The organism is Frankia alni ACN14a (assembly GCF_000058485.1).
Lineage (GTDB): Bacteria > Actinomycetota > Actinomycetes > Frankiales > Frankiaceae > Frankia > Frankia alni.
In genome coordinates this window covers 6480175-6494042 of sequence record NC_008278.1, presented here as the reverse complement: position 1 = coordinate 6494042, position 13868 = coordinate 6480175, and the positions used below count along the sequence as shown (strand labels likewise).

Sequence of the window (13868 nt, the reverse complement as noted above, 5' to 3'; positions counted from 1 at the left end):
TCGTGGGGTGCTCGCAGCCGCCGCGGTTTCCCTGCATCCCGATGCCCCTCTCGACGGTCTGTCCCTCGGCGAGCAGCCTGAGCCCGCGCCGCCGGACGGGTGGGCCACCGTCACGGTGCGGGCCGCCTCGCTGAACCATCACGACCTCTTCAGTCTGCGCGGAGTGGGCCTGCCGGCCGACCGCCTCCCGATGATCCTCGGCTGTGACGCCGCCGGGGTGACCGCCGAGGGGGAGGAGGTCGTCGTGCACGCGGTGATCGGTGATCCGGCTGCGGGGGCCGGCGACGAGACGCTGGACCCGCGGCGAACCCTACTGTCCGAACTGCATCCGGGCACCCTCGCCGAGCGGGTCGCGGTGCCCCGGCGCAACCTCGTGCCGAAGCCCGCCGGGCTGACGTGGGAGGAGGCTGCGTGCCTGCCGACCGCCTGGCTCACGGCCTACCGGATGGTGGTGTCCCGAGCGGGCCTGCCGGCGGCCGGCGGCGGGACTCTGCTCGTCCAGGGCGCCGGCGGCGGGGTGGCGACCGCCGCCCTGCTGATCGGCAAGGCCGCGGGGCACACCGTGTTCGTCACCTCGCGGGACGAGGGCAAGCGGGCGCGGGCCACGGCTCTCGGCGCCGACGGCGCGTTCGAGTCCGGCGCCCGGCTGCCGAAGCGGGTCGACGCCGTCATCGAAACCGTCGGCGCCGCCACCTGGAGCCATTCGGTGAAGTCCCTGCGGCCGGGCGGGCGCATCGTCGTCTCCGGCGCGACCAGCGGCCCGAACCCGCCGGCCGAGCTCACCCGGATCTTCTTCCTGCAGCTGTCCGTCGTGGGCTCCACGATGGGTAGCCGCGACGAGCTCGTCGATCTGCTCGCCTTCCTGGAGCGCACCGGCGTCCGCCCGCCCGTGCACCAGGTGCGCCCGCTGTCCGCGGCGCGCGCGGCGTTCGAGCAGCTCGCCGGCGGGGACGTCTTCGGCAAGCTGGTGCTGACGCCCTGACGCCCTGACGCCCTGACGCCCTGACGCCCTGACGGCCCCGGCCGGGGCTCAGAGGTCGGCGTCGTCGTCGGGGCGGGCGAGCCAGGTGGCGAGGCGCTCGACGGCCTCCTCGAACTCCGGATGGACGTCGACGAACGCCCGCAGCGAGTCGGCGAGCCCCTCGTAGGTCACCGTCTCCGCGCCGCGGCGGTCGGCGAGCTCCTCGATGCCTCGGTCGGTGAAGTACATCCCGCTCCCGTCGTCCCCGGCGGCGTCTCGCGCGCGTCCCGCTGTTCAGCCGCACCCTGCTGCCCGACGGCATCCTGCTGCCCGACGGCATTGAGGACGGACGGTACCGGTGCTGCCGGTACCGTCCGTCCTCCTCGTCGATGCCGTACCTGGCGGCCGTCCGTAACGTAGCCGCCAGGTGTCGCTCAGGCGGTGACTGCTCAGTCCTCGAACGCGGCCTCGACGAGGGCCTGCTGCTCGCGCTCGTGCACCCGCGACGAACCCGACGCCGGTGCCGCCGCCGCCCGCCGGGAGATCCGGCGCAGGCGGATCCCGCCGGGCAGGAACTCGCCGAGGTTGAGCGCCATGTGCGGGTAGGCGCCCTGGTTCGCCGGCTCCTCCTGCACCCAGACGACGTCGGTGAGGTTCGGGTAGCGCTCGAGCGCCTTCGCCAGCTCCGGCCCGGGAGTCGGGTAGAGCTGTTCGACCCGCAGCAGCGCGAACCGCTCGGCGTCGTCGTGCCGGCCCCGGGCGGCGGCCAGGTCGTAGTAGACCTTGCCGGCCGAGAGCAGCACCCGGCGGACCGTCGACGGGTCGGTGACGAAGTCGTCGGGAATCACCGGCTGCCAGCCACCTTCGGTCAGCTCCGCCACCGTCGAGGTGGCGGCCTTCAGCCGCAGCATCGACTTGGGTGTGAAGACGACCAGCGGGCGCCGCACCGGCGAGAGGGTCTGCCGGCGCAGCAGGTGGAAGTAGCTGGCGGGCGACGACGGCGCCGAGACCGTCATGTTGTTGTCCGCGCACAGCGACAGGAACCGCTCGATGCGGGCGGAGGAGTGGTCCGGCCCCTGGCCCTCGTAGCCGTGCGGGAGCAGCAGCGCCAGCGCCGAGCGCTGGCCCCACTTCGCCTCGCCCGCGCTGATGAACTCGTCGATGATCGACTGGGCGCCGTTGGCGAAGTCGCCGAACTGCGCCTCCCAGAGGACCAGCATGTCCGGCCGGGCGACGGCGTAGCCGTACTCGAACCCCATCGCCGCGAACTCGCTGAGCAGCGAGTCGTAGACGTAGAAGGTGCCGACGCCGTCGTTGTGCTCGGTCCCGTCGACGCCGTAGCGCAGCGTCCGCAGCGGGGTGTGGTCCTCGGCGCTGTGCCGGTCGACCAGCACGGCGTGCCGCTGACCGAAGGTGCCGCGGCGGCTGTCCTGCCCGGTCAGGCGGACCGAGCGGCCGTCGAGCATGAGCGTGCCGAACGCCAGCGTCTCGGCGAGCGCCCAGTCGATCGCGTCGGTCTCGACCATCTGGGCGCGCCGCTCGATCTGGGGGCGCAGCCGCGGGTGGACGGTGAAGCCGTCGGGCAGGTTGACCTGCGTCTCGACGACCTTCTTCACGGCCTCGGCGGAGACCGCGGTGCTGACCGCGGCGGCGGCGGCCGCCTCCTCCGGGGTGGTGACGATCCGCGGCTGCGGCGCGGTGCCCGACGGGGTGGTGTCCCGGGTCTGCGCGAACGCCTTCTCCAGCTCCGCGCGGTAGGACTTCATCGCCTGCTCGGCCTCGTCGCGGGTGATGTCCCCGCGGCCGATCAGCGCCTCGGTGTAGAGCTTGCGCACCGAGCGCTTGCTGGCGATGGTGTCGTACATCAGCGGCTGGGTGAACGACGGCTCGTCCATCTCGTTGTGGCCGCGGCGGCGGTAGCAGAGCAGGTCGATGACGACGTCCTTGTTGAACGCCTGGCGGTACTGGAAGGCCAGCGCCGCCACCCGCACGCACGCCTCCGGGTCGTCCCCGTTGACGTGGAAGATCGGGGCCTGGACCATCCGGGCGACGTCGGTGGCGTACACCGACGACCGGCTCGACTCCGGCGAGGTGGTGAACCCGACCTGGTTGTTGATGACCAGGTGGATGGTGCCGCCGGTGCGGTAGCCGCGCAGCTGGGAGAGGTTCAGCGTCTCGGCGACGACCCCCTGCCCGGCGAACGCGGCGTCGCCGTGGACGAGGATCGGCAGGACGGTGAAGCCGGCCGTGCCCTTGTCCAGGATGTCCTGCTTGGCGCGGACGACGCCCTCGGTGACCGGATCGACGGCCTCCAGGTGCGACGGGTTCGCCACGACCGAGACGGGCACCTTGCGCCCCTCGCGGCCGGTGTACACGCCCTCCGCGCCCAGGTGGTACTTCACGTCGCCGGAGCCGTGCGCCGTCTGCGGGTCGAGGTGGCCCTCGAACTCGGCGAAGATCTGCCGGTAGGACTTGCCGACGATGTTGGCGAGCACGTTCAGCCGGCCGCGGTGGGCCATGCCGATGACGACCTCGTCGATGCCGGCGTCGGCGGAGCGCTCCAGCACCTCGTCGAGCGTCGGGATGGTCGACTCGGCGCCCTCGAGGGAGAACCGGCGCTGGCCGACGTACTTCGTCTGCAGGAAGGACTCGAACGCCTCCGCGGCGCCGAGGCGCTCCAGCACGTGCAGCTGCTCGGCCGGGTCCGGGCGCTCCGCGGAGCGCTCGACCCGAGCCTGGATCCAGGCCCGCTCGTCGGGCTCCTGGATGTGCATGTACTCGATGCCGACCCGGCGGCAGTACGAGTCGCGCAGGACGCCGAGCACGTCGCGCAGCGACATCGTCCGCTGGCCCGCGAACCCGCCGACGGCGTACTCGCGGTCGAGGTCCCACAGCGTCAGCCCGTGACTGATGATGTCCAGGTCGGGGTGGCTGCGGATGGCGAACTCGAGCGGGTTGGTGTCGGCCATCAGGTGGCCGCGCACCCGGTAGGCGTGGATCAGTTCCAGCACCCGGGCGTTGTGGTCGAGGTCGCCCTCGTGCACCACGGGCATGTCCGAGACCCAGCGGATGGGCTCGTACGGCACCCGCAGCGACTGGAAGATCTCGTCGTAGAAGCCGTCCTCGCCCAGCAGGAGCTGGTGCATCCGGCGCAGGTACTCGCCGGACTGGGCGCCCTGGATGATGCGGTGGTCGTACGTGCTGGTCAGCGTGATCGTCTTGGAGATCGCGAGCCGGGCCAGCGTGTTGGCCGCGGCGCCGGAGAACTCGGCCGGGTACTCCATCGCGCCGACGCCGATGATCGTGCCCTGGCCCTCCATCAGCCGGGGCACCGAGTGCACCGTGCCGATGCCGCCCGGGTTGGTCAGGCTGATGGTGACGCCGGTGAAGTCGTCGGTGGTCAGCTTGTTCGACCGGGCGCGGCGGACCAGGTCCTCGTAGGCCGCCCAGAACTGGTTGAAGTCCAGCGTGTCGGCCTTCTTCACCGCGGCGACGACGAGCTGGCGGCCCTTCGGGGTCACCAGGTCGATGGCCAGCCCGAGGTTGACGTGCTCCGGCTGGACGAGCGCCGGCTTGCCGCCGACCTCGGCGTAGGAGGCGTTCATGGCGGGGTGGTCGGCCAGGGCCTTGACCATCGCGTAGCCGATGATGTGGGTGAACGACACCTTGCCGCCGCTGGAGCGGGCCAGGTGCCGGTTGATGACGATGCGGTTGTCCGCGAGCAGCTTCGCCGGGAACGCCCGCACCGACGTGGCGGTCGGGACGTGCAGCGACGTCTCCATGTTGCTGACCACGCGGGCGGCCGCGCCGCGTAGCGGCGTGGTGGCCGAGCCCTGCGCGCCGGCGGGGGCGGGTGCCGGCTGCTTGGCGGCCGCGGCGGGCGCGGTGGCTGCCGGCTTCGCGGGCGCGGAGGGTGCGGGCGTGGCGGGCTTCGCGGGCGCCGCCGCGGCGGGCTTCGCGGGCGGGGCCGGAGTGGGCACGGACGCCGGGGCCGCAGGCGGAGTAGGCTTCGCCGCGGGCGGCGCCGTGTGCGCGACCTCACCGTCGGGCGAGATCCCGCTTGGTGCCACCTCCGCGGCGGGCGCGTCCGCACCGGGGCCGGCCGGCGGCGCGGTGGGCCGGTAGTCGGAGAGAAACTCCCGCCACTCCGGCGACACGCTTTGCGGATCTTCGAGAAACTGCTGGTAGATCTCGAAGACCAGCCATTCATTAGGTCCGAAGTCAGGTCCTGACGCAGGAACCGTCGGTGCTGTCACGGGGCCATTCGCCTCTATCCACGGTCTCACTTCACGGCCTCCGAAAGGCCCTTCTGCCACCGTCTGCTCAGGCTACCCGCTCTGGACACCCAGGGCAGGGGCGGGCCCGCCCGGTCGGGTCACAGGCACGGTGCGTGCCGGGTCGACGCCGCCCTGCCGTCCACCTGGTCGGTCGTCGCGTGCCGGGTCGGAAGCGGAGGGTGACTCGCCCCGGCCTGGCGGCCAGCACCCGATGCGGGTCGTTCGTCCGGCTTCCCGCGTGGGGAACACCTGGGGCGATCCATCCGTTAAACTGAGTGTCGCCGGCCCGCATCATGGCCCCCGGACCCAATAAAAGTCGCTTCGAGCGACCTACGCCCGTGAGGCGACCTGGCGGGCCGGCGTCTACTTGGTTCGAATAACGCAGCTCGCCCCGGCGGATCGCCGGGGCGATTTCTGCTGTTCGGGCCCGTCCACCCGCACCGAGTTCCGCCGCACCGAGTTCCCCCGCACCGAGCCCGCCGCCCGCCCGGCGGGATCGCCCGCCGCGGTGCGATGTGCGGCCGCGGCCGCGGCCGGCCGGGTGGTTACGCCGCTGGGCCCACGGTCACCTGAAGTGATTCCAGCCCCCGCGGCCGGCGGTCGGCCGCCCGGCCAGGGTGACGCCCGTTCCCGGCAGCACCAGCCCGATCCGTTCGCAGCCACCGGGGATGGCCGCCGCCGGGGGCAGGCAGGCGACGAGCGCGTGGTCCTCACCGCCGGTGAGCACCCAGTCCAGCGGGTCCGCCCCCAGCTCAGCGGCGGCCGAGGGCAGTGGCTCCGCGGCGGCCAGGGCGGTCAGGCCGCCCAGGTCGAGATCGATCCTCACCCCCGACGCGGTGGCGATGTGGCCGAGGTCCTGGACCAGACCGTCCGAGACGTCGCACATCGCGTGGGCGCCCGCCGCGGCGAGCGCCGGGCCGAGCGGGTAGGGCGGCCGCGGGCGCCGGTGCGCTGTGACCAGCCCCGTCCAGCCGGCGTCGGCATCGGCGTCGGCGTCGGCATCGGCGTCGTGGCCCAGGCCCGCGGTGAGCAGGGCCAGGCCCGCCTCGGCCCGACCGAGGGAACCGGCGAGCACGACCACGTCACCCGGTCGGGCCCCCGAGCGCAGCACCGGCGCCCGGCCCTCGAGATCGCCGAGAGCGGTCACCCCCAGCATGATGGAGTCGGCGGAGCTGATGTCACCGCCGGCGACGGTGGCCCCGGCCCGGGCGCACTCGGCGGCGAGCCCGTCGGCCAGCGCCAGCGCCCAGTCGACGGTGAGGTCGCCGGGTGCGGCGAAGCCGACGAACAATCCGGTCGGTCGGGCCCCCATCGCCGCCACGTCCGCGAGGTTCTGCGCCGCGGCCTTGTGCCCGACGTCCACGCCCGACGACCAGTCCCGCCGGAAGTGGCGGCCCTCCAGCAGCAGGTCGGTGGTGACGACCACCCGGGCGTCCGGTGCGGACAGCACCGCGGCGTCGTCGCCCGGGCCGACGAGCACGTCCTGGCCGAGGGCGAAACGAGCGGTGATCGCACGGATCAGCTCGAACTCGCCGAGATCCCGCAGCGTCGCGGTCACGGCGCGCCGGTGCCGATGCCGGCGCGGAAGGGTGTGCCGGTGCCGGTGCCGGTGCTGGCACCGAAGCGCCGGTGCCGTCCGCCGAACCGTCTCCCTACGCCCACCGACCCCCCGCTCACCGGCCCAGCACCCCCCGTTCGGGCGAATGACCGTGATCGCAACATCCGCGTCACCTTTTCGTCATATGCCACTGAAAATCTGACGCGCGTGCATGACCAGTCCTGTCGTTTCGCATGTCGAGTCCGGCCCGCCGGGACCCCGGGGGCCGGTCGCCCGCGCGCCCGGGCGGCTCGTCACGGCGGGAACCCGCCCGGCCGGCACCGGGCCTGGTAGGCCCGCCTGTGGCGCTGCAGCCAGGCCGGGGCAAGATCGAGGGAAAGCACTACCTGCCCTCCACCCCCGAGACCGTCACATGGGGCGAGCTGCCCAACGCACTGACCAGGCCCGTGCTCAGCATCGACTCCGGCGCCGCGGTCACCTTCGACACGGTCAGCCCGGAGGGGATCCTCGGCGACCAGGGCCGTGATCCCGACGCGTTCCTCGCCGACCTCGGCGTGCCGCCGTCCGAGGTCCTCGCCGACGCCCGGGCCATCGCCGCCTCCGGCCTGCCGCACCGCTTCGGCGTGGACGCCCCGCACATCGTGACCGGGCCGGTGCTCGTCCGCGGGGCCCAGCCCGGTGACGTGCTGCGCGTCGACGTCCTGTCGCTGCACCCGCGGGCCCGGTACGGGATCGTCTCCTCCCGTCACGGCGCGGGCCTGCTCGCCGGGGAGTTTCCAGAGGGCGACCCGCCCGAGCCGGATGCCGACGCGCGGCACTGGCAGCGCTTTCGCACCGTCACCACCTTCTGCGCCGTCGAACGCCGCCGCGGACGTCTCTTCGGCGCGCTGACCAGCACGAGCGGCGGACGAGCCCGCTTCCCGCTGGCCCCGTTCCTGGGCGTCATGGCGGTCGCGGTGGACAGTACCACCGAGGTCATCTCCGCCACCTCGGTCGGCCCGCACGGCGGCGCCCTGGACTGCCGCGATCTGGGCACCGGCGCCCGGCTCTACCTGCCCGTCCAGGTCGCCGGCGCGCTGTTCGCCGTCGGTGATCCGCACTACGCCGTCGGCGACGGCAAGATCGGTGCGACGGCCCTGGAGGGCCCGCTGCGCGCGACGCTGCGCCTGACGGCGCTGCGGGAGGCGGCCGCCCGCGCCGCCCTGGGGGCGTTGCGCGAGCCGTTCGTCGAGACCGACAACGTCTGGGTCACCGTGGGAGTCGACGCAGATCTGACCGAGGCGATCCGCCGGGCGACCCGTTCGGCGGTGGTGTTCCTGCAGAGCCGTGTCGGGCTCGAACGCGCCGAGGCGCTGGCCTACCTGTCGGCGGCGGCGGACGTCGGGGTGTGTCGGATCGGGCCCGGGACGCAGACCGCATTCTGCCGCATCCACCGGGCGGACTTCACGGAGCCGACGGCGGCGAAACCCCGGCTGCACCGGCCGCCGTTCACCCGCATCGTCAGTGCCGCCGGCGCGCAGGACGCCGACGGAGCGCCGGACGCCGACGGAGCGCCGGACGTGGATGGCACGCACACCGTGCACGACCTGGATGGCGTGGCGGACGTGGCGGACGTGGCGGACGTGGCGCACGTGGGCGGTGTCGCGGACGCGGGCGGCGTGGCGGGCGTGGCGGACGCGGGCGGTGTCGCGGACGCGGGCGGCGACGGGCACGAGCGCGAGCCTGTGGGCGCGGCGGACGAGCCCGTGGGACCGGCGGGCGGTGAGCGGCCCGCCGCCGAGCCCGGCAGGGGCGGGTCGCCCCCGGCAGGTGCGCCCCGGTCCCCCCGGGCCGGGACGACGCGTTCGGGACCGGCCGACCGGCGGGGCCGTCCGGCGGGCCGGTGAGTCAGTCGGCCGAGGCGCCGGTACCCGGCGAGCGCCGTGCACCGGCCGGATCGCCGCGCCCGGCCGGTGCCGGCGCGTCGTCGAGGCCCTCCAGCTCCGAGAGCGTGATCGGACGCCAGCGGTGCAGCAGCTCGTCCGCGCCGGCGCGGACCGGCCCGCTCGGGGCGGTCGGGCGGCCCGGCGCCCCCCGCCCGTCGGGGTCCGTCCGCTCGGCCGCCATCGGGGCGATTCCGGCGGCGGCCAGCCGCGGCCACAGCGAGGCCAGCGCCGCCTCGGGGTCGAGCTCGAAGTCGGACTGACGGACCCGCCAGAACCGCCATCCCGCCCGGCGCAGCTCCCGTTCCCGGTCGAACTCGCGGGCGATCTCCGCCGGCCCGGGGCCGACGTCCCCGTCGCACTCGACGGCGAGCCGGGCCCGCCCGCCGGCGACGACCAGGTCGACCCGCCGGCCGTTGACCTCCACCTGGGGCGTGACGAGGTAGCCGCGCCCGGCGAGGTGGCGGAACACCCGCTGCTCGAACAGCGAACCGAAGGCGGGATGGGGGCGGTCCGTGGCGACCTCGGCGAGCGGTGGCGTCACCCCGGGCAGCGGCGCGGCCGGGCGCGCCGCCGACAGCACGTAGCTGAGGTAGCTGTGGCGGAGATCCTGGTGGTCGAGGTCGGCCGGCGACACCGAGTGGAACAGCCAGACCTGGTCGCGCGCCCGGGAGGCCGCGACGTTGAACCTCCGCTGGTACTCCAGCCGGGTCAGCGGGACCGGCCGGTCGCCCGGCGCGACGACCAGCGACAGGAACACGACGTCGCGCTCGTCGCCCTGGAAGTCGGCCGGTGTGCCCACCCGCAGCCGGCGGCGCAGGTGCTCGGCGGCCGACATCCGCTCGGCGAGCTGGTCGCGGATCAGCGTGGCCTGCGCGGTGCCCTGGGTGACCACGACGCCGAAGCTGAGCCCGGCGTAGCGCGGGTCCTCGGCGCAGGCCAGGACCTGCGCGACGAGCGCCTCGGCCTCGGCCGGGTTACGCGGCCCCGCCGCAGTGGCCGTGGTGAACCCGTGCGGGACGAACCGCGCGACCAGCGGCGTCAGCCGGTCCGCGCCGAACTGGCGCAGCGGCAGCAGCGGCGCGTCCCGGTAGAACATCGCCGACGACCACTCGATGATCTCGGGCATGCAGCGGAAGTGTTCGCGCAGCCGGATCACCTCGCCGAAGCGGGTCCGCAGCAGGCTGAACAGGCTGGACCGCGGGGTGAAACCGACGCGCAGCCACGCCGGCACGTCCGGCAGCAGGGCGTCGAGCCGGTCGAGGACCGGGTCGAGCTCCTGCGCCGGGTCGACCGGCGGGGTGCACTGGCGGTCGTCGCCGACGACGATCACGCGGGGCGCCAGCCACAGCAGGAACAGGCTGTCGAGCCCGGCCTGGCTGCCCTCGTCGACGATGACGACGTCGAAGCTGTCGCGGACCGCGGGGATGGTCGACAGCACCTCCCGGATCGGCATCACCCAGGCCGGCACCGCCGTCTGGGCGATCTCCATCGCCTCCCGGGCGGCCTGGCGGTAGCGCTCGGCATGCCGACCGGCGAGCGTGCCGCCGGCGGCGACGGTGTCGGCGTAGGCGCGCAGCGCGGCCGACTGCTCGGCGCCCATCCGTTCCAGGCAGTGCTTCCACGCCTTCGCCCCGGCCAGCTCCGCGGTGGCCGCGGCGAGGACGTCCTCGGCCGCGTCGAGCTGGGCGTCCAGGTCGGGCGACGCCGTGGCCGCACCGCCGGGGACGCCCGCGTCGCGGGCGGCTCGGGTCAGCCAGTCGGCCGCGACGGCCCAGGCCCAGGCGGCCGAGAACGACGCCAGCCGGGCCGGCCAGGGATCATCGCCGCCGTCGTCGCGCCCCCGTTCGCCGCCGGGGCCGCGGTCGGATCGGTGGATGGTGGCAGCGGTCAGGAGATCCGCCAACGCGGGATGCGCCGCACGCAGCCGGTGGAGCAGCACGGCCTGCCGGGCGGCGGCCTGCCGGCGGGCCGCCGCGGCGTCGAGCGCGGCGCGGGCGGTGGCGTAGGCGTCGGCGTCGCGGGTCCGGGCGGCGGCGGCCACGGCACCGAGCTCGGCGGCCAGTGCGGTGGGGGCGTCGGGGTCGGCGGCGAGGCGGTCGTAGGCGTCGGCGAGGTCGGCGAGCGCCCGGTCGGCGTCGACCGCGGCGGCCATCGGCTCGAGCGCGGCCATCGCGGCGGCGAGATCCCGCCCGTCCGCAGCGGAGTCGATCGTGACCGGCTGCCCGGGCGCCGCCTCGGCGGCGAGGGCGACGACCCGGTCTCGCGCCGCCACGACGGCGTCGATCCTCTCGACGGCCTGCTGCCCCTCGACCAGCCGGGACAGCCGGACCTCCAGCGGATCACCGGGCCGCGGTGGGCGGCCCACCAGGGTCCAGCCGCGACCGGCGGCCTCGACGGCGAGCTCCGCCCGCAGGCGGGTCAGGACGACGTCGAGCAGTTCCGGGGTGGTCGGCGCGACCCCGTCGACGGTCACGTGGCGCAGCAGCGCGTCGGCGTCCCGCTGGACCTTCGGCCGGAAGCGACGCCGGAGCTCGGCGCCCTCATCCAGATGTGCCCGCAGCGCCTCGGCGCGGGGGAGCAGGACGGCGGGATCGAGCTCGGTGCCCCGCCCGGCGCCGTCGGGTTCGGCGCCGTCGGGTTCAGCGCGGTCGGGTTCAGCACGGTCGGGGACGGCGCGGTCGGGTTCGCCCGCGCCGCCGGGGACGCCCGCGCCGCCGTCCGCCACCCGGGCCGGGTCGATCGGGGCGGAGCCGGCGGAGGGCAGCACGACGGCGCGCAGGCCGAGGTCGTCGACGTGGCGGGCCGCCTCGGCGATGAGCGGCGCGGCGGCGCTCACCTTGGCCCACAGCAGCCGGTCCCGGCCGGCGAGGGCGTCATCGAGGGCGGCGGGGATCCACTCCCGATCCGGCCCGCGGGCGCCGTGCGCGGACAGGTCGTCGAGGGCGCGGACGAGCGCGGTCACCGCCGCCCGCAGCGGGCCGGTCGGCGACGATCCGGGGCCGGCCGTGGCGATCGCGTCCAGCAGGCCGCGGGCGGCGGCGGTGACCTCGGCCCGGGCCGCCTCGGCCGCCCGCCGGGCCGCACGGTCCGCGGTCACCAGCGCGGCGAAGCGTGCCGCAGGCAGGACCGGTGGTACCGCGCCGGTCGGGACATCCGTCGGGTCCGCCGGATCCGCCGGGCGCCCGGCGTCCGTCGCCGCCGGCGAGACCGGGTCGTCGGCGCAGGCACGCAACAGGGAGTACAGCTCGACCGCCTCGGTGTCGGTCAGCGGCGCCGGCCGTTCGTCGCCGCTGACCGCGGGCGGCACGGGCAGCGGCAACCAGCCGTGGGCCTCGCCACCGTCGCGGACCCGGGCGGCGATGCCCGCCCGGGTCCCGCCCCAGCCCGCGGCGCCGACCTCGCCGTCCGGATGCACGGCGCGCTCGGCGGCCCGCGCGCCGCGGGCCCGCTCGGCGAGCTCGGCCCGGGCGCGCAGCGCCTCGGCCCGCCGTCGCGCGGCCTGCTCGATCCGGCGGTCGAGCGCCTCGGGGTGGTAGACCGCCTTCTCCGCGGCCAGTGCGCTGACGCTCGCGGCGAGCTCGGGCGAACCGACCCCGCCGGCGTCCACCGTCGCGGCTGCACCGCCGGCGGGGCCGGAGGCCTCCTCGACGTCGGTGAGCGACACGCACAGCCGCTGCAGTTCGGGCGGCAGCTTCTCCCGCAGCACCCGCAGGGCCTGCGCCTTCTGGCTGGTGACGAGGACCCGTTGACCCTCGGCGAGCAGCGCGGAGATCAGGTTCGCGATCGTGTGGGTCTTGCCGGTGCCGGGCGGACCCTCGACGACGACGCCGTTGTCGTGGCGCAGCCGTTCGAGCACCCGGGCCTGCTCGGGGCTGGCCGGCAGCGGCAGCAGCGGGTCGGCGCCGAGCTCGGCGCCGCTCGTCGCGCCCTCGGCGTCGAGCCAGGCGAGCCGCTCGTCGGCATCCAGGGTGGCGACGAGCTGGACGAGTCCCAGCGGCGGCGGCCCGTCGCCGCGCAACGCCGCCAGCATCCGCTCGTAGTAGGTCAGCAGCGAGGCCTGGTCACGCACGCGCAGCACGAGCGCGGGGGCGAAGGTCACCCGGGGGTGGGCCGGGCCGTCCGGCGGTGACGGCGGCGGCGGCGCGTCCTGCGGGTCGAAGCCGTCCACCGGCACGTCCAACGCCAGGGCCAGCCAGTCCCGCAGCAGCCGCGGGTCGTCGGCGCCGAGCGGGACCGGTGGCCGGTTCTGCAGGCGTTCGTGCAGGTGGTTGGTCCGTTCCCGGCGGAACCCGGGAAGGCCGTCGAGCAGCGGGCCGTCGCCCAGTCGGGTGGCCCCGCCCGCCGGGACCCGCACCCGGATGTCCGAGCTGACCGGGTCGATCTCGCAGCTCACGCGGGTGGACAGCAGGTGCTCGCGGATGAGCGGGCCGCCGGGCGGCGCCCAGGTGAGCAGGCCCGTGGCCAGCACCAGCTCCAGCGCGTCGCCCTCCTGGGCCACCCGGGCGGCGACGGCGTGCAGCGTGTTGTGCAGGGCGCGGCGTTCGGCGTCGGCCCGGGCGCGCGTCGCCCAGATCCGCCATCCGGGCAGCCACTCGCGGTAGGCGGCCTCGATCCGGCCGTACTCCGGGCTCGCCGGGTCGGGACCGGTCGCGGCGTCGGCGCCCGGGTCGGCGTCCGCGTCCGCGTCGGCGCCAACGTCGGCGCCAACGTCGGCGTTCGGCCATGCCGGCGGGCGGTCGGGGTCGGCGGCGGCCGCGTCGGGCAGGCGGATCCGGCCGGCAAGCAGCGGCGGGAGCGGCGGGGGCGGGGGCAGCGTGGCGGCGGCGGGGGCGGTCAGCAGGACCTCGCCGGCGCCGGCGTGCTCCGCCAGGGCGACGCCGGCCGGGATGTCGGCGAGCCAGACGGCGAGCGGGTGCTCCTCGACGGTCCGCACCCGCGCGGAGCGGGCCACCGCGACCTCGTGCAGGAAGCGCACCAGCCGGTGGCAGCGGTCGGCCAGCGCCGCCCGCTGCACGGCGTCGTCGTGGCGCGCCGTCACCGGATCACCTGCCGCGCCCGCCTCGCGCCCGCGGCGGGCCGCAGGCGTCGGCCGTAGGGTGCCATCCGCCGTCCCTCCCGTTCCCTTACCCCTCCGCGCCGCCATGATC

Annotated in this window: 6 protein-coding genes; 2 read left to right on the top strand and 4 right to left on the bottom strand. The window is 75.5% G+C overall.

Annotation, left to right across the window (positions count from 1 at the left end; translation table 11 throughout):
* Positions 1-7 precede the first annotated feature (7 nt).
* Positions 8-982, top strand: a complete 975-nt coding sequence (locus FRAAL_RS26065; protein ID WP_011607038.1) for a zinc-binding dehydrogenase — start codon at positions 8-10, stop codon at positions 980-982.
* Positions 983-1030: 48 nt separating this feature from the next.
* Here the strand turns inward: FRAAL_RS26065 and FRAAL_RS26060 are convergent, their stop codons facing one another.
* The 3 genes from FRAAL_RS26060 to FRAAL_RS26050 form a co-directional block, all read right to left on the bottom strand.
* The gene (locus FRAAL_RS26060; protein WP_009742177.1) at positions 1031-1210 is read right to left on the bottom strand and encodes a DUF6104 family protein; all 180 of its coding nucleotides are present in this window, start codon (positions 1208-1210) and stop codon (positions 1031-1033) included.
* Between the two features lie 200 nt (positions 1211-1410).
* The gene (locus tag FRAAL_RS26055) at positions 1411-5217 is read right to left on the bottom strand and encodes a multifunctional oxoglutarate decarboxylase/oxoglutarate dehydrogenase thiamine pyrophosphate-binding subunit/dihydrolipoyllysine-residue succinyltransferase subunit (RefSeq protein ID WP_041939794.1); all 3807 of its coding nucleotides are present in this window, start codon (positions 5215-5217) and stop codon (positions 1411-1413) included.
* Between the two features lie 586 nt (positions 5218-5803).
* Positions 5804-6796 carry a thiamine-phosphate kinase gene (locus tag FRAAL_RS26050; RefSeq protein WP_011607035.1) on the bottom strand — a complete coding sequence of 331 codons (993 nt, stop codon included), beginning with the start codon at positions 6794-6796 and terminating at the stop codon, positions 5804-5806.
* Between the two features lie 341 nt (positions 6797-7137).
* On the opposite strand from FRAAL_RS26050, the gene FRAAL_RS26045 reads away from it, so the two are divergent.
* Positions 7138-8682 (top strand): acetamidase/formamidase family protein, encoded by a 1545-nt coding sequence (locus tag FRAAL_RS26045; protein WP_011607034.1) that lies wholly within the window; start codon positions 7138-7140, stop codon positions 8680-8682.
* Between the two features lies 1 nt (position 8683).
* Here FRAAL_RS26045 and FRAAL_RS35895 read toward each other — a convergent pair whose 3' ends face one another.
* Positions 8684-13759 carry a PDDEXK-like endonuclease domain-containing protein gene (locus tag FRAAL_RS35895; protein ID WP_011607033.1) on the bottom strand — a complete coding sequence of 1692 codons (5076 nt, stop codon included), beginning with the start codon at positions 13757-13759 and terminating at the stop codon, positions 8684-8686.
* Positions 13760-13868: the final 109 nt, after the last annotated feature.

Excerpts from the sequence above, each read along its gene's own strand:
- FRAAL_RS26060 (WP_009742177.1), bottom strand. The coding sequence starts at position 1,210 with ATGTACTTCACCGACCGAGGCATCGAGGAGCTCGCCGACCGCCGCGGC.